This is a genomic window from Pseudomonas sp. YY-1 (assembly GCF_002843095.1).
In the GTDB taxonomy this organism is placed as follows: domain Bacteria; phylum Pseudomonadota; class Gammaproteobacteria; order Pseudomonadales; family Pseudomonadaceae; genus Aquipseudomonas; species Aquipseudomonas sediminis_A.
In genome coordinates this window covers 234,440-250,103 of record NZ_PJLX01000001.1, presented here as the reverse complement: position 1 = coordinate 250,103, position 15,664 = coordinate 234,440, and the positions used below count along the sequence as shown (strand labels likewise).

Annotated in this window: 13 protein-coding genes; 8 read left to right on the top strand and 5 right to left on the bottom strand. The window is 60.8% G+C overall.

From position 1 onward, the window contains the following. The first annotated feature begins 7 nt into the window (after positions 1–7). Genes CXP40_RS01205 through CXP40_RS01195 form a run of 3 tightly spaced genes read left to right on the top strand, consistent with a single transcriptional unit; the run spans position 8 to position 1,790 of the window. Positions 8–622 (top strand): hypothetical protein, encoded by a 615-nt coding sequence (locus CXP40_RS01205; protein ID WP_099524081.1) that lies wholly within the window; start codon positions 8–10, stop codon positions 620–622. Positions 623–672: 50 nt separating this feature from the next. Next, positions 673–1,242 carry a nicotinamide riboside transporter PnuC gene (gene pnuC / locus CXP40_RS01200; protein WP_106732263.1) on the top strand — a complete coding sequence of 190 codons (570 nt, stop codon included), beginning with the start codon at positions 673–675 and terminating at the stop codon, positions 1,240–1,242. Continuing rightward, on the top strand, positions 1,239–1,790 hold the full coding sequence (locus CXP40_RS01195; protein WP_106732262.1) for an AAA family ATPase: 552 nt from the start codon (positions 1,239–1,241) through the stop codon (positions 1,788–1,790). The genes pnuC and CXP40_RS01195 overlap by 4 nt, the downstream gene beginning before the upstream one ends. Here CXP40_RS01195 and CXP40_RS01190 read toward each other — a convergent pair. Both CXP40_RS01190 and CXP40_RS01185 read right to left on the bottom strand, forming a co-directional pair. After that, positions 1,758–2,225 (bottom strand): DUF3429 domain-containing protein, encoded by a 468-nt coding sequence (locus CXP40_RS01190; protein WP_106732483.1) that lies wholly within the window; start codon positions 2,223–2,225, stop codon positions 1,758–1,760. The two genes, CXP40_RS01195 and CXP40_RS01190, sit on opposite strands and share 33 nt — an antisense overlap. Positions 2,226–2,294: 69 nt before the next feature. Continuing rightward, on the bottom strand, positions 2,295–3,506 hold the full coding sequence (locus CXP40_RS01185; RefSeq protein WP_177429607.1) for a sigma-54 dependent transcriptional regulator: 1,212 nt from the start codon (positions 3,504–3,506) through the stop codon (positions 2,295–2,297). 227 nt (positions 3,507–3,733) lie between these two features. On the opposite strand from CXP40_RS01185, the gene CXP40_RS01180 reads away from it, so the two are divergent. The 4 genes from CXP40_RS01180 (at position 3,734) to CXP40_RS01165 (ending at position 7,611) form a co-directional block, all read left to right on the top strand. Next, the gene (locus CXP40_RS01180) at positions 3,734–5,608 is read left to right on the top strand and encodes a di-heme-cytochrome C peroxidase (RefSeq protein ID WP_106732261.1); all 1,875 of its coding nucleotides are present in this window, start codon (positions 3,734–3,736) and stop codon (positions 5,606–5,608) included. Positions 5,609–5,641: 33 nt separating this feature from the next. After that, positions 5,642–6,835 carry a catalase family protein gene (locus CXP40_RS01175; protein WP_106732260.1) on the top strand — a complete coding sequence of 398 codons (1,194 nt, stop codon included), beginning with the start codon at positions 5,642–5,644 and terminating at the stop codon, positions 6,833–6,835. Positions 6,836–7,016: 181 nt separating this feature from the next. Then, positions 7,017–7,283, top strand: a complete 267-nt coding sequence (locus CXP40_RS01170; RefSeq protein ID WP_099524068.1) for a hypothetical protein — start codon at positions 7,017–7,019, stop codon at positions 7,281–7,283. Between the two features lie 100 nt (positions 7,284–7,383). Beyond that, the gene (locus CXP40_RS01165) at positions 7,384–7,611 is read left to right on the top strand and encodes a DUF1272 domain-containing protein (protein ID WP_099524066.1); all 228 of its coding nucleotides are present in this window, start codon (positions 7,384–7,386) and stop codon (positions 7,609–7,611) included. Between the two features lie 50 nt (positions 7,612–7,661). On the opposite strand, the gene nfuA is transcribed toward CXP40_RS01165, so the two are convergent. The 3 genes from nfuA to CXP40_RS01150 form a co-directional block, all read right to left on the bottom strand. Continuing rightward, the gene (gene nfuA, locus CXP40_RS01160) at positions 7,662–8,246 is read right to left on the bottom strand and encodes a Fe-S biogenesis protein NfuA (RefSeq protein ID WP_099524064.1); all 585 of its coding nucleotides are present in this window, start codon (positions 8,244–8,246) and stop codon (positions 7,662–7,664) included. 70 nt (positions 8,247–8,316) lie between these two features. Beyond that, positions 8,317–9,336: an acyltransferase gene (locus tag CXP40_RS01155; protein ID WP_106732259.1), complete on the bottom strand. Its 1,020-nt coding sequence runs from the start codon at positions 9,334–9,336 to the stop codon at positions 8,317–8,319. Between the two features lie 179 nt (positions 9,337–9,515). Then, positions 9,516–11,792: a fatty acid cis/trans isomerase gene (locus CXP40_RS01150; RefSeq protein WP_106732258.1), complete on the bottom strand. Its 2,277-nt coding sequence runs from the start codon at positions 11,790–11,792 to the stop codon at positions 9,516–9,518. Positions 11,793–11,944: 152 nt separating this feature from the next. Here CXP40_RS01150 and metH point away from each other — a divergent pair, with 152 nt between their 5' ends. Further along, complete coding sequence (metH, locus tag CXP40_RS01145; RefSeq protein ID WP_106732257.1) at positions 11,945–15,655, top strand: methionine synthase; 3,711 nt, start codon at positions 11,945–11,947, stop codon at positions 15,653–15,655. Positions 15,656–15,664: the final 9 nt, after the last annotated feature.

Genomic DNA, 15,664 nt, shown 5'->3' with positions numbered 1-15,664 from the left:
GTCGACCATGAGCAGCATGCAGCATCAGGAGGTCGATTTCAGTCGACCACAGAACCAGGACCTGATCTGGGACCTGGACAGCATGGCCCGCCGCGAGCTGGCCGAGCGTTTCATCAAGCTGTTCGAGAACCGCTTGTGCGTCTATTCCGAGTCGGTGGGGCAGCTGTACACCAACTACAGCCTGCACTTCCCCACCGATCTCGGGCGCAAGATGGTGGTGCTGCCCAATCCCTACGCCTTCCACGACACCCTGCACGGCATCGATAGCCAGGCCATCCGCAAGACGGGCCTGTGCGTGTTGCCGGGCAAGGTTCTGGGTAAACCGGGCCTGCTGCTCAGCACCCAGATCAGGGATGGCGGGCCGGCGCCCAAGACCATGCCCTTCAAACCGGCCCTGGCGCAGATCATCAGCAACCAGAAGAAAATCGGTGATCTATTCCTGCCGGTGCTGATGAAGGGCGACCTGCGCGAGTTCGACCAGCAGATGCCCTATATCCACCTGCATCGCCTGCAGCTGGCACGCCTGGAGCGACTGTCGAGCTTCGAGCGTGACGACATCCAGCAAACCATTACCCGCAAGCTGCTGATGCTCTATCGACAAGCCGACAGCCTGGTGTGCTGAGCCGCGTGCATCAGTACAATCGCCACCCTTTCATGATTTGAGGGCGCCAGATGTCCTGGCTCGAACTCGTTGCTGCCGGGCTCGGCATCGTCGCAGTCTGGCTGACGGTCAGACAGAACCCCTGGTGTTGGCCAATCGGCCTGATCATGGTGCTGCTCTACGCCTGGCTGTTCTACGACTGGCGGCTGTATTCCAACTTGCTCTTGCAACTGTTGTTCGCCGCGCTGCAGCTCTACGGTTGGTGGCAGTGGACCCGTGGTGGAGACCGCCACGATGGACGCAAGGTCAGCCGCCTGGGTGTGATCGCCGTTCTGACTGGATTGCTGATCGGCGCGCTCGGTGCCGGGTTGCTCGGCTACCTTATGGCCACTTACACCGATGCCAGCTCGCCCTGGCTGGATTCAGCACTGACCGCCTTCAGCCTGGTGGCGCAGCTGTGGATGGCGCAGAAACGCCTGCAGTGCTGGGCGCTCTGGGTAATGGTCGATATCTGCTACGTGGCCTTCTTCCTGTATAGCGAGCTGTACCTGACTGCAGGGCTCTACGCGGCCTTCACCGCCCTGGCCATCAGTGGCTGGCTCACCTGGCGCCGCGATCCGGCGTTGCAGCACGCGTCATGAAAGTCCTGGTGCTGACCGGCCCCGAGTCCAGTGGCAAGAGCTGGCTGGCAGCGCAAATACAGGCGCGCTTCGGTGGCGTGGTGGTGGGCGAGTACGTGCGCCACTTCATCGACGAACAACAGCGCGACACCTGCTATGCCGACATCGCCGAGATCGCGCGCGGCCAATTGGCCTGGGAGGATGCCGCGCGAGCAACCAGGCCGCCGCTGCTGATTCTCGACACGCACCTGCTGAGCAACATGCTCTGGAGCCAATTCCTATTCGGCGATTGTCCGCACTGGTTGGAGGCCGAGTTGCTGGCGCGTCACTACGACCAGCATCTGTTACTCGACCCCGCAGGCGTACCCTGGGTCGAAGACGGCCAGCGCTGCCAGCCTCAGTTGGTCGAGCGCCAAGCCTTTCATCAGGCCTGCCGGGATTGGCTGCAGGGTAACGGGCAGCGTTTCTGCGAACTGTCAGGTGGCTGGGACGAGCGGCGCCAGGCTGCGCTGGCGCAGGTCGCGACGATGCTCGGCTCAGCGAATCAACACGCTGGCCCAGGCCACTAGCAGGCTCAGGCAGACCACCAGGGTCAACGGCGTACGCAGGGCCGGATACCATTGCGGCGCCAGCCCTACGCGTACTGCGTGCATATCTGCCAGGTACAGGCCGATAAAGGCAAAAAGGAAAATCGGCAGGGACAAGCCAATCGGCAGTCCACCAGCCAATGCGGCCCAGCCCAGCAAGGGCGGAATCACCGACAGCCCTAGTTGCAGCTTGGCCTTTTCATCGGTCTCCTCCGCACGCATCGCCAAACCCCAGTGAATGGCGCCCATGAAGGCCAGAATCACCGCAGCAAAATCCAGCAACGCGTCCAGCACGAAAGGTCGCCAGCCCAGGGGAATCACCCAGATTCCCAATGCACCACCAACGAATGGCACCAGCCCGGCATATCCCAGTAATCCGGCCAGTTGCGGCGGCTTCTCGGCGTCGAACGGGTGCATGACGATCTCCTTGACGATGGGGTTGCCGAGCACCTTAGCAGTGTTTCTCCAGCGTTACAGCCATGACCCTCAGCGCAGGCGATGCTTGTGCAGCAAGCGATAGAAGGTTGGCCGCGAAATCCCGAGCGTGCGCGCGGCCTGGCTCATGTTGTTGGCGTAGCGGCCCAGCACGTCGTTGAGCGCCTGGCGTTCGGCCCGCCGTATGTAGTCTTCCAGCGTCACTGGAGCATCGATGCTCGCCTGTGCCGGGCGCAAACCAAGATCGGCTGCAAGAATCTGCCGACCTTGAGCCAACACCAGGGCGCGTACCACGTGATTGCGCAACTCACGCACATTGCCTGGCCAAGGATGGCTGATCATGGCATCCATCGCTTCATCGCTGAAATGCCGATGATGCCGTCCGATCACCGCCCTGTGTTGTTTGGCAAAGTGCTCGGCCAGCAGCACCAGATCACCAGGATGCTCACGCAGATTCGGCGTTTGCAGTTGCTGCGCCGCTAATAGATGAAACAGATCCGATCTGAAGCGCCCCTGCTGCAGGGCCTGTACCAGCTCGCCTCGGTCCAGGGTCAACAGATGTGCTCGAGGATTACACTGCAGGTAGTCCAACAACTTTTGCTGGTCGACCGCAGAGAGCCGAGATGCGTTTTCGAGCAGCACGTTGGTGAAGCTCGACGCGGCGAGAGACTCGGTGTCGAGAGACTCGGTGCAATCGATAGCGCGCATGGCCTGCGCAGCAAAAGATGAACGCTGGTGGAGCAAGCGCGCCAGCAGATGCTTGCCACTACCGCGCTCCCCACTGATAAACAGCGGACCATCGATACGGCTGAGGCGATCCAGCTGCCGTCGCAGGCTACGCGCTGCAGCACAGTTGCCGAGAAACTGCGGCACCTGTCGTGCGCTTTTCAATCTGCGCAAGCGGGTGCCTGTCTGCGCCAGTTGCAAGGTTTCCAGTAACCGGGGCAATTCCACCGGCAATGTCAGCGCGGCGAAGCACCATTCGCCGACCAACTCTTCGCTATTGATCTGCTGCACTCGCTCGGCATCCATCAGCACGATGCAACCAAGCCCTGTCAGTTGCAGTTGCTTGAGCAGCGCATGACTAGGCTGCTGATTGAGGTAAAGCAGGAGTGCATCACCTGCATGGCCGTTGAACGTTTGTGGCGTGCAGCGCTGCACGCTCCAGCCAGCAGCCTGCAATGGCTGAAACAGCGCTTCACACGCCTCGAATGGATCGAGCACCAGTAGTTGCCGGGGTGCGACGGAAACAGCCTCCAACATACTCCATCCTTGGCGCCATTATTTTGTAACCCCAATAAAAACAACAATTTGGCGCTCGCAAACGTAAAGCTAGCAAGAACTTTGACGCTTAATGGATCATTTCGCTATATGCGTCGTTCCTGCTGGTTATTGCAGAGTTTTCATAATCACCGCGATGGCATCTTGCCAACAGCCTGCAGTGTTGGCATAACAGGCCGATTAATAAGAACGCTACAAGGAAGTCTCTGATGCGTCTGCTCCGTCGCACCTTGAAACTCGTCATATTGCTGGCACTGATCGGTCTGGCGGTGGTGCTGTATTACATCGCCAACCCCAATCTTCCCACCTATCAGCAGCCCAGCGACTTGCACTACCTGGACCAGTGGAGCGAAGAGCAGCGTCAGACTTATTACTACACGCCGCAGGGCACGACGGTAAAAGGCCTGCGTTATGACTGGATCAGCGCGCTGGAGATGCCGTTCGGCACCGAGAAATTCGCCCGCCTCGATTATCTGGCCCGCTTCGGCTTTCTTACCGATCCCAAGCAGCAGCCAAGCGCTCTGAACCCGGCAAATCTGCCGGTCGGCTTTACCCGTCATCAGGACAGCGAAAGCGGCGAGCATTTTCTCGATATCAGTTGCGCCGCCTGCCATACCGGCGAACTGCGCTACAAAGGCCAGGCCGTGCGTATCGATGGCGGTGCCGCCCTGCACTCCCTCGCCTCTACCGTACCGACCCTGCGCGGTGGCGGCTTCGGCCAGGCGCTGGGCATGAGCATGGCCTTCACCTATTACAACCCGCTGAAATTCCGTCGCTTTGCCCAGGAGGTCCTTGGCGAGCAGTACCCGCAAGGTCGCGACCAACTGCGCGAGGATTTCAAGCAAGTGCTCGACCGGCTGTTGGCGACTGCCTTCAACGACTGGCACCGCGGCCTGTATCCGACGGAAGAAGGCTTTGGCCGTACCGATGCATTCGGTCGTATCGCCAATACTGTATTCGGCGATGTTCTCGATGAGGCCAACTATCGCGTTGCCAATGCCCCGGTCAGCTACCCGCAACTCTGGGACATCTGGAAATTCGACTGGGTGCAATGGAATGGCTCGGCCATGCAGCCGATGGCACGCAACGTTGGCGAAGCCCTTGGCGTCGGCGCCAGCCTGCATCTGCTTGACGAACATGGCAAAGGTGTCACCGAGGCTGATCGCTACGCCTCCAGCGTGCGCCTGCATGACCTCTACACCCTCGAGGAAACCCTGAAACAACTGCAGCCACCTAAATGGCCAGAAGCCGTATTCGGCAAGGTGGACCTGCCCCTGGCAAGCCGTGGCAAAGCGCTCTACACCGAGAATTGCGCCTATTGCCATGCCCCCGATCCCAAGCCGCGTGATCAGCGCCTGGCGCCGTCACGCGATCCTGAATGGAAGATGCGCGTGGTACCGATCAGCATCGTCGGCACCGACCCAACTACCGCCGACAACATCGCCGACCACCGTTTCGACATCAGTCGCCTGGGCTGGACCAAAGCAGAGCTATCCAAGCTGGACGTGCGTCTGTACGGTGCCAGCCTCGATGAGGTCGATTTCAAGAGTATCTCCAGCGCCAAGGGCCTGGCCTACATCACCGCCTACGTGGAGAACCGCGCCTATCAGGACGCCGGCATAGGCCCGCGCCAGCGCAAGGAGATGGACGGTTATGGCCTGCCCATCGGCGTTCAGGAAAAGCGCGGCTACAAGGCCCGCCCTCTCGACGGCATCTGGGCTACACCGCCCTTCCTGCACAACGGTTCGGTGCCCAACCTGTTCGAGTTGCTCTCCCCCGTATACGAGCGGCAGGCCCAGTTCTGGGTCGGTAACTTCGAATTCGATCCGGAACGCGTGGGTTATCGCAGCGACAAGTTCCCAGGCGGTTTCCTGCTCGATACCCGTGTGACCGGCAACGGCAATGGCGGTCATGAGTTCCGCGATGGTTGCCGCCAGGAAGGCGTCATCGGCCGTGCTCTATCGCCGGACGAACGCCTGGCACTGATCGAATTCCTGAAAGTGCTGGGTAACGCCGAGCTGGAAACTCAGCTCACTGACGTGCCGGTACGAGCCTGGACGCCCGGCCCGAACTGCGAAGGCTGATTTCAACCGATATCTAGAACAAGGATTGCAACGATGTTGAAACGCTTCTGGCTCTGGCTCGGTCGCCTGCTCGGCAAACTGCTGCTCACCGTCGCCCTCGTAGGTCTGGTTGGCTGGGGCCTGGGCGAAGCCTATTACGCCTGGAAATTCTCCGGCCCGGTCTCTACGCAAGAACAGATCGAGCCGGATGAGGCTGCGCTCACCAGGCTTATCATCGAAGACGCTGTACGTATCGTCGAGCAACACCGCGATAACACCCGCGTACTGCGTGACGCCCACGCCAAGGCCCATGGCTGCGTGAAAGCCGAGGTACAGGTGCTGGATACGCTGGATGAGTCACTACGCCATGGCGTCTTCAGCGAACCCGGGCATACCTGGCAGGCCTGGATGCGCCTGTCCAACGGCAATGCCTACCCGCAGTTTGATCGTGCCCGCGATGCACGTGGTATGGCCATCAAGCTGCTCGACGTACCGGGCGAGAAACTCATGAAGAGCCCTGCGCATGCTGGCGAGCAGGACTTCGTGATGTTCAACCATCCGGCTTTCTTCGTTCGCGACGTGGCCGAGTACCGCACCAATTTCGCTGCTCAGGCAGATGGCAAGAAGGTCCAGGCCTTCTTCCCCAGCTTGGACCCGCGCACCTGGGAGGTGCGTCATCTGGTCATCGCCCTGAAAACGCTGGCTCCGGCACCAGAAAGCCCCGTGGCCACCACCTACAACTCCATTGCACCGTTCAAGCTCGGCGAGTCGAACATCAAATACCGCGTGGTACCGGCACCGCAGAATTGCCCGCCCTATGAGTTGCCGGAACAAAACAACGCCCTACCCAACTTCCTGCGCAATGCGCTTTACCAGCAACTGTCACTGGACCGTGCTCCGGCGTGCTTTGAATTGCAGGTACAAAAACAGAACGCGCAGTACTACATGCCCATTGAAGACCCGAGTGTCGAGTGGAGCGAAAAGATATCGCCCTTCGAAAGCGTTGCCCGTATTACCGTGCAGCCTCAGGACTTCGATAGCCGGGAACAAAACCTGTTCTGCGACAATTTGTCCTTCAACCCCTGGCATGCACTTCCCGAACACCGCCCTATCGGTGGCATAAACCGTTTGCGCAAGTCGGTATATGAGGCAGTAAGTGCCTATCGCCATCAGCGAAACGCTCCAGCCCCCGCTAGCGTTGCGCCGCAGCCGACCCAGCAGGAAACAGAGGTGGAACTTTCGCAGTAGAAAGTTGTTGTCGGCGAGACGCCAGAAGTTTTCATCAGGGCACACTGCGCCAGTAATAAAACTTTTTTCAGCCATGTGTGACTTATGGATCTACTGAGTTCATCAACACTATTGAAAGGCCAACACCAATAACCCGTTGGCCGCAATTAATTGTTGGGATCAACTCGGAGAAACCGACCCCATGAACACACCGCTGCGTTTCAACGAAGCCCTGCTGATTGCCGATCGCGCCTTCCGCCCGTTCCAGTGCGTAGCCTGGGCTCCGCAGGACGGCACCGGCGTCGTCAGCATCAGCGTTATCGACCGCACCAACACTCGCCTGCTCGGCCGCCAGCTTTCCAGCGCCACCTACAGCGACCCGCAACAACTGGAAGACGCGCTGCAGCGTTCCCGTGATGAGCTGAGCAGCCAGGGTTTCGACCTGGCCCCGTGGAGCATGCCGGAGTAAATCCTGTCGGGGCGCATTGTGCGCCCCTGGATGCGCCCGTTGCGCCTGGCCTGCGGCGACTGCAGACTACTGCGATCCCCACTGAACCGAGCCTAGCGCCATGCTTGAACTGCGACCTAATTGCGAGAACTGCGACTGCGACCTGCCTGCAGCCAGCAGCGACGCTTTGATCTGCTCCTTCGAGTGCACCTTCTGCCGGTCCTGCGCCGAGTCCGTGCTGGCGCTACGCTGCCCGAACTGCAGCGGCGAACTGGTGAAGCGCCCCATTCGCCCGGCCGAGAAGCTCGAACGCTTCCCCGCTTCCAGCAAACGCGTGCTCAAAGCCTGAAATGAAAACGGGGCGACCTAGTCGCCCCGTTTTCCTATGCACTGCACCTGTCAGTAGTAGGCGTTCTCGCGATTGCTGTGGTCAGTCACGTCGCGCACACCCTTGAGCTCCGGAATGCGCTCGAGCAGGGTTTTCTCGATGCCTTCCTTGAGGGTGTAGTCGGCTTGGCCACAACCCTGGCAGCCGCCACCGAACTGCAGCACGGCGATGCCCTCTTCGACCACGTCGATCAGCGTCACCTGGCCGCCGTGGCTGGCCAGACCGGGATTGATCTCGGTCTGCAGGTAGTAATTGATGCGCTCGTTCAGCGGGCTGTCTTCGTTGACCATCGGCACCTTGGCGTTCGGTGCCTTGATGGTCAGCTGGCCGCCCATACGATCAGTGGCGTAGTCGACGACAGCGTCATCCAGGAAAGGCTCGCTGACGCCATCGATCCAGGCGGTGAAGCTGGCCAGGCCAACGGCGGTGTCTTCAGGTTTCTGCTCACCCGGTTTGCAGTAGGCAATGCAGGTTTCCGCATAAGGCGTACCTGGCTGGGTGATGAAAACGCGGATGCCAATACCCGGTGTGTCCTGCTTGCTCAGCAGCTCGGCCAGGTAGTCTTCGGCAGCTTGAGTAATGATGATGGCGCTCATGGCAACTCCTCACGGTCATGCGGCGAATTGTACGCCAAGTGACGGCCTGAATATAGTCCTACTAATTTACTCAGGATAACGACTGCAGCTTTCCCGAGTCGGTTCGCTGCCCTATCCAGAGCTTGGCGCGCACGAAAAAGCGCTTTTCGATCAACTCGTAGCTGCCCCAGGCGGCCAACGCGATCACCGGTATGCAGGCAGCGATGACCAGGGCCGGGGCGAGCCCCAGACGGGCCTGCAGGTACCAGCCCAGCGACAGTACGATCACGTGCAGCAGATACACCGAATAGGAGCAATCGCCCATATGACTGAGCAGGCAATTGCCCCGGAAACAGGGCTCCATCGCAATGCAGGCAGCTACGATCAGCGCACTCGGCACGCCCCAGTGCAGCAGGCGCATGGAGTTGTCGAAGTGGTAGATGGTCAGCAGCGATGCGGCGATGACCAACAGTGGCAGCCAGAAGCCCTGACGAATCCAGCCACGCGTGTAGATCACGCCCAGTCCCATGCCGAAGACGAACTCATAGACGATGCTGTTGCGGTAGAAGTCGCTCATCCATGGCTGCGTGGCCAGCAGGCCGAACACCGTCAGACTGAGGACGATGAACACCAGGCGCAAGCGCTCGGTGAAGATGCAAGTCAGGGCGAACAGCAGGTAGAAAAACATCTCGTAATTCAACGTCCAGCCGACATTGAGCGTGGGATAGAGACCGAACCCTCCCGGGTTCTCGGCGGGAATGAAGAACAGCGAGAGCAGCAGATGATGCAGGTCGAATTCCTGCACCGGCATCACCGGGTTGGCAAAGGCGATGATCAGCGCTGCCATCAGCGAGTAGAGCCAATAGGCCGGGACGATACGCAGTACGCGATTGAGCATGAAGCGCCAGGGCGTGATGCGCTTGCCTTGAGTGGAGAGATAGATCACCAGGCCGCTGATGACGAAGAAGATGTCGACACCAACGGCGCCCCGCTCGGCAAACAGACGACCGACGAAGCTGTCGGCCTGAAAATCGAAGAACACCTGCATGACATGATGAAAAACCACAACCCAGGCTGCCAGCGCCCGTAAAGCCTGTACTGAAACCAGCATGGAACCGCTATTCCCCCTGTCGCCAAGATCGAAACCGAGCGGCCTGGAATCAGGCAGCCTCAGCGTCCGACCGCAGCGGTAGGCGAAAGGTCGATGGCACCTAACCGGGATCGACGGGCGGGCCCCAAGCAGCGCCGCAGAGACATCAATCCCTGCGGCGCCTGGCTTTCGGGGCGCGGCTAGAAGTTCTGGTAGCGATTCATGTCCAGCACCCCGGCCTCGAACGGCTGGGTTTCGCGGATGTGCTCGGCCAGGTCATGGAAATAGCGCCAGAACTCCGGATGGCTACGCCGCACACCCCAGCGCTCGACGATACGCTCGAAGGATTTTGCGTCGCTGACACCTTCCATCTGCTTGACGAAGGCATCCACTTCACTCGCTTTGACCGTGAACAGGAAATTCGGGTAGCTGCTGAGCACTTCCGGGTAGATGGTCAGGGTGTCGAGGCGCGGTTGATAGCGCAGCTCCTCTCCCAACATGAACGCCACGTTGCTGTGCGCGCGGTTGCGCAGCAGGCTGTAGATCTCGCGCGAGCCGTCGCTCAGTTCCACCCGCAGCATGGTCGCTTCCGGCAGTTCATCGATCACCCGCAAGCCGCCCGCCGGGCGACTGGCCAAGCGCGCCAGCGTCTGCTCGACATCTTGCAGCTCCTTGGGCAAGCCGTCGCGATAACAATGCGCGCCCGTGCAGCGGTTGATTGGGTCAGGGCGTGCATTGAGCTTGGTGTAACGCTGCAGGAGCTGCTCGGCGAACTGCTTCTTCGGATCGTTGCCGCTCAGGCCAATGGCGCTCGGCGAACGATGGTCGACCGAGGTGTAGTCCAGCAGCATCTTCAACTTGCCGCTGTTCTGATACCAGTCGTCCAGATAAGCCTCACGCGAGCGCGCCGGCAGCAGACGCAGGAAGTTCACTTCGGCGCCATTGCGGATCAGATCGAAATACAACCGCGTCTGTGCCTGGTGCGAGACGTTGCCGAACACGTCGAAATTGACCACCAACTGGTAGTAGGTGCGCTCGAGCAGCGGATAGTCCAGCCACCAGAGGGTTTGCGGAATCTCGCCGAGCAGGCCTTTGCGTACCGAAGCGCTGTCGTGTTGACGGAAGATCGACAGCAACGCGTTGTCGTTGCCGCTCCAGATATGCGCCCAATCGGCAGCAGGAGCGTCGGCGTAGGCATCCTTGCGCAAGTCCTCGTAATCATTGCGCTTGTTGCGGTAGTCGCGCCACAGGCCCAGCAGATCGCCGACATCATCGAACTGACCCGGCATGGCCAATAGCGGCGTAGCCTCGCGCTGGTACTTGGCATCGGTGATATAGAGATCGTGCTCCGGCGCCTGGAACACGGCCCAGAAGTTGTCGCGAATCACGTCAGTGGCGATCTGCCCGCGGCACACCGGACCACGGATGAAGGTGCGCACGAAGTACTCGGCGTTATCCAGCATGAACTGATAGCGCGCGCGCGCCGGAATCGCGGCGAAGGTTTCGAAGGGGTTGGCGCGGCGTTGTGCGCCATAACCGGGGACAGCATCCAGCGTCCAGTCCTCACCGAAGAACAGCTCCTTCACCCGCGCCAGCTTGGCGTCGCCCAGCGGATAGGTGATGTGCGTCTTGTGCACGATCACACCCTGGATCGGCCATAGGCGGTAATAGAACTCGGTGCCCGGATCATCATTGGGACGGCGCGTTGCGATGGGGTCGATGGGTTTGCCGCTGGGGGTACGAGAACGCACCATCTGGAAGAAATGCCCCGGCTCACCGCCCTCGAAATGCAGGTGGGCAAGGAACAGGTGCTCATACAACCAGCGCGAAACCAGATCCTCTCGCGCCCCGGGAGCGTTGAGGAAGTTCTCCCACTGCTCGACCTGGCGCAACTCGATGGCGCTGGGCTTCAGGGGCTGCTCGGCGACCGGTGCACCCTGCGCCAGCCACTGTTCAAGGGTGGCATATTCAGCATCGTCCAGGCCCGTCACAGCGAACGGCATACCGCCATGGGGATTCTTCTGCGCGTAGGCGGCGAACTCACCCGGCAATGGGCAGCTATTGCTGCGGGTGATGGCGATATCGAGCGTGTCTGGGAGCTTGGCATTGGGCTCCAATGGCTGACTGCGGCCCAGCTCCAGCATGCGCTTGATCAGTGCTGCCTGGCCGTTCTCGTCATCGAGCACCGAATGAAAGTCGCGCTTACGCCAGGCCGCCTCGCCCTGTGCGTCCAGATAAAGTCGGGTAGTCGCTTGCGCCTGGCTGCGCGTGCCATCGTAGACTGGCTGTTTGCTGGCACCGCGCAGGATGCCTTCAGCACTGCCGAGATTGAGCTGGCACGGCGCGTCGTAGCAGGTATGGCAGGCTACGCACTTGTGGGTGAGGATCGGCTGAACATCGTCGATATAGGAAATCGCTTCCGCGCGGGCCAGGCCGGCTGCGAAAGAAAGGAGAAACAGAGCAGCGGGCTTGAGCATGGCCACGTCCTTGATTGCAATGCTGGCAATTCTAACGAGACGGCGAGCCTAGCAACATGAATGAAATTCATGGAAAGCCCGCTGACGCTCCAAAACCCTGCAGCTTTGCTATCATCGCGCACCTTTGTTTCCGCTTTGCTCAGGTAGTTCTCATGTCCGATCGCAGCGCCCGCCTCCAAGCCCTCCAGCAAGCCCTGAAGGAGCGCATCCTGATCCTCGACGGCGGCATGGGCACCATGATCCAAAGCTACAAGCTGGAAGAGGCCGACTACCGTGGCGAGCGCTTTGCCGACTGGCCGAGCGACGTCAAGGGCAACAACGACCTGCTGCTGCTCAGTCAGCCGCAGATCATTGCCGCCATCGAGAAGGCTTATCTGGATGCCGGCGCCGACATTCTGGAAACCAATACCTTCAACGCCACCCAGGTGTCGCAAGCCGATTACGGCATGGAGTCGTTGGCCTATGAGCTGAACCTGGCCGGTGCCCGCGTGGCCCGTGAAGTGGCCGACGCCAAGACCCTGGAAACCCCGGATCGCCCACGCTTCGTCGCCGGCGTTTTAGGCCCGACCAGCCGTACCTGCTCGATCTCCCCGGACGTCAACGACCCTGGCTACCGCAACGTCACCTTCGACGAGCTGGTCGAGAACTACACCGAAGCCACCCGCGGTCTGATCGCTGGCGGCGCCGACCTGATCCTGATCGAAACCATCTTCGACACCCTCAACGCCAAGGCGGCGATCTTCGCCGTGCAGCAGGTGTTCGACGAAGACGCCGTCGAGTTGCCGATCATGATTTCCGGCACCATCACCGATGCCTCCGGCCGCACCCTGTCTGGCCAGACCACCGAAGCCTTCTGGAACTCGGTACGGCACGCCAACCCTATCTCCGTCGGCCTGAACTGCGCCCTTGGCGCCAAAGACCTGCGCCCGTACCTGGAAGAGCTGTCGAACAAGGCCGACACCCATGTGTCCGCCCACCCCAACGCCGGCCTGCCCAACGCTTTCGGTGAATACGACGAGAGCCCGGCAGAAATGGCCGCGGTGGTCGAAGAGTTCGCCGCCAGCGGCTTTCTCAACATCATCGGCGGTTGCTGCGGCACCACCCCGGCGCATATCCAGGCGATTGCCGAAGCAGTGGCCAAATACCAGCCCCGCGCCATTCCAGAGATTCCCAAGGCCTGCCGTCTGTCGGGCCTCGAGCCGTTCACCATCGACCGCAAGTCGCTGTTCGTCAACGTCGGCGAACGCACCAACATCACCGGCTCGGCCAAGTTCGCCCGCCTGATCCGCGAGGAAAACTACACCGAAGCGCTGGAGGTCGCCCTGCAGCAGGTGGAAGCCGGCGCCCAGGTGATCGACATCAACATGGACGAGGGCATGCTCGACTCCAAGGCGGCCATGGTTCGCTTCCTGAACCTGATCGCCGGAGAGCCGGACATTTCCCGCGTGCCGATCATGATCGACTCCTCCAAGTGGGAAGTGATCGAGGCGGGCCTGAAGTGCATTCAGGGCAAGGGCATCGTCAACTCGATTTCCATGAAGGAAGGCGTCGAGCAGTTCAAGCACCACGCCAAGCTGTGTAAGCGTTACGGCGCCGCCGTGGTGGTGATGGCCTTCGACGAGGTCGGCCAGGCCGACACCGCCGCGCGCAAGAAGGAAATCTGCCAGCGCAGCTACGACATTCTGGTCAACGAAGTGGGCTTCCCGCCGGAAGACATCATCTTCGACCCGAACATCTTCGCCGTGGCCACCGGCATCGAGGAACATAACAACTACGCCGTGGACTTCATCGAAGCCTGCGCCTTCATTCGCGACAACCTGCCCTACGCCTTGAGCTCGGGCGGCGTGTCCAACGTGTCGTTCTCGTTCCGTGGCAACAACCCGGTGCGCGAGGCGATCCACTCGGTGTTCCTCTATTACGCGATCCAGAACGGCCTGACCATGGGCATCGTCAACGCCGGCCAGTTGGAAATCTACGACGAGATTCCCAAGGAGCTGCGCGACCGCGTCGAGGATGTGGTGCTCAACCGCACGCCAGGCGGTACCGACGCCCTGCTGGCCATCGCCGACAATTACCGTGGCGGCGGCGCGACCAAGGAAGTCGAGAACGAAGAGTGGCGCTCGCTGCCAGTCGACAAGCGCCTGGAGCATGCGCTGGTAAAAGGCATCACCGCCTTTATCGTCGAAGACACCGAGGAGTGCCGCCAACAGTGCGCGCGGCCCATCGAGGTTATCGAAGGCCCGCTGATGAGCGGCATGAACGTGGTCGGCGACCTGTTCGGCTCGGGCAAGATGTTCCTGCCCCAGGTAGTCAAATCTGCGCGGGTGATGAAGCAAGCAGTTGCGCACCTGATCCCGTTCATCGAAGCGGAAAAAGGCGATAAGCCGGAAGCCAAGGGCAAGATCCTGATGGCCACCGTGAAAGGCGACGTGCACGACATCGGCAAGAACATCGTCGGCGTGGTGCTGGGCTGTAACGGCTACGACATCGTCGACCTCGGCGTGATGGTGCCGGCGGAGAAGATCCTGCAGACCGCCATCGCCGAGAAGTGCGACATCATCGGCCTGTCCGGGCTGATCACCCCGTCGCTGGACGAGATGGTCCACGTCGCCAAGGAAATGCAGCGCCAGGGCTTCACCCTGCCATTGATGATCGGCGGCGCGACCACCTCCAAGGCCCACACCGCGGTGAAGATCGACCCTCAATACAGCAACGATGCCGTGGTCTACGTCACCGACGCCTCGCGCGCCGTGGGCGTGGCCACCCAGCTGCTGTCCAAGGAGCTGAAAGCCGATTTCGTGCAGAAGACCCGCGACGAGTACGTAGTGGTGCGCGAGCGCACCGCCGCCCGCGCGACCCGCACCGAGCGCTTGAGCTACGACAACGCCGTCGCCAACAAGCCGACGTTCGACTGGACCGGTTATAGCGCACCGAAACCGAGCTTCACCGGTGTCAAGGTGCTCGACGATATCGACCTCAACGTACTGGCCGAGTACATCGACTGGACGCCGTTCTTCATCTCCTGGGATCTGGCTGGCAAATACCCGCGCATCCTCACCGACGAAGTGGTCGGCGAAGCAGCCACCACCTTGTTCGCCGATGCCCAGGAACTGCTGAAAAAACTGATCGACGAGAAGCTGATCAAGGCCCGCGCGGTTCTGGGCTTCTGGCCTGCCAATCAGGTGCGTGACGACGATATCGAGGTTTACGGGGACAACGGCGAACAGCTCGCCACCCTGCACCACCTGCGCCAGCAGACCATCAAGCCGGACGGCAAGCCGAACCTGTCCCTGGCCGACTTCGTTGCGCCGAAAAGCAGCGGCGTGACGGACTACGTGGGCGGCTTTATCACCACCGCTGGCATCGGCGCCGAGGAAGTTGCCAAGGCCTACGAGGCCAAGGGCGACGACTACAACGCAATCATGGTCAAGGCCCTGGCCGACCGTCTGGCCGAAGCCTGCGCTGAATGGCTGCACGAGCGCGTGCGCAAAGAGCACTGGGGCTACCAGCCGGACGAGCACCTGAGTAACGAGGAGCTGATCAAGGAAACCTACAAGGGCATCCGCCCTGCGCCTGGCTACCCGGCCTGCCCGGACCACACCGAGAAAGGCACGCTGTTCAAGCTGCTCGATCCCGAGGCGGACTACAACAAGGCCGGCAAGAGCGGCGTGTTCCTCACCGAGCACTACGCCATGTTCCCGGCAGCAGCAGTCAGTGGCTGGTACTTCGCCCACCCCGAGGCTCAGTACTTCGCTGTCGGCAAAGTCGACAAGGATCAGATCGAAAGCTACAGCGAGCGCAAGGCGCAGGACATCAGCGTCAGCGAACGCTGGTTGATGCCCAACCTGGGCTACGACGACTGACGCAAAAGA

Excerpts from the sequence above, each read along its gene's own strand:
- CXP40_RS01185 (WP_177429607.1), bottom strand. The coding sequence starts at position 3,506 with ATGTTGGAGGCTGTTTCCGTCGCACCCCGGCAACTACTGGTGCTCGAT.
- CXP40_RS01150 (WP_106732258.1), bottom strand. The coding sequence starts at position 11,792 with ATGCTCAAGCCCGCTGCTCTGTTTCTCCTTTCTTTCGCAGCCGGCCTG.
- metH (WP_106732257.1), top strand. The coding sequence starts at position 11,945 with ATGTCCGATCGCAGCGCCCGCCTCCAAGCCCTCCAGCAAGCCCTGAAG.
- CXP40_RS01180 (WP_106732261.1), top strand. The coding sequence starts at position 3,734 with ATGCGTCTGCTCCGTCGCACCTTGAAACTCGTCATATTGCTGGCACTG.
- CXP40_RS01195 (WP_106732262.1), top strand. The coding sequence starts at position 1,239 with ATGAAAGTCCTGGTGCTGACCGGCCCCGAGTCCAGTGGCAAGAGCTGG.
- CXP40_RS01175 (WP_106732260.1), top strand. The coding sequence starts at position 5,642 with ATGTTGAAACGCTTCTGGCTCTGGCTCGGTCGCCTGCTCGGCAAACTG.
- CXP40_RS01170 (WP_099524068.1), top strand. The coding sequence starts at position 7,017 with ATGAACACACCGCTGCGTTTCAACGAAGCCCTGCTGATTGCCGATCGC.
- CXP40_RS01155 (WP_106732259.1), bottom strand. The coding sequence starts at position 9,336 with ATGCTGGTTTCAGTACAGGCTTTACGGGCGCTGGCAGCCTGGGTTGTG.
- CXP40_RS01165 (WP_099524066.1), top strand. The coding sequence starts at position 7,384 with ATGCTTGAACTGCGACCTAATTGCGAGAACTGCGACTGCGACCTGCCT.
- CXP40_RS01190 (WP_106732483.1), bottom strand. The coding sequence starts at position 2,225 with ATGCACCCGTTCGACGCCGAGAAGCCGCCGCAACTGGCCGGATTACTG.
- nfuA (WP_099524064.1), bottom strand. The coding sequence starts at position 8,246 with ATGAGCGCCATCATCATTACTCAAGCTGCCGAAGACTACCTGGCCGAG.
- pnuC (WP_106732263.1), top strand. The coding sequence starts at position 673 with ATGTCCTGGCTCGAACTCGTTGCTGCCGGGCTCGGCATCGTCGCAGTC.
- CXP40_RS01205 (WP_099524081.1), top strand. The coding sequence starts at position 8 with ATGAGCAGCATGCAGCATCAGGAGGTCGATTTCAGTCGACCACAGAAC.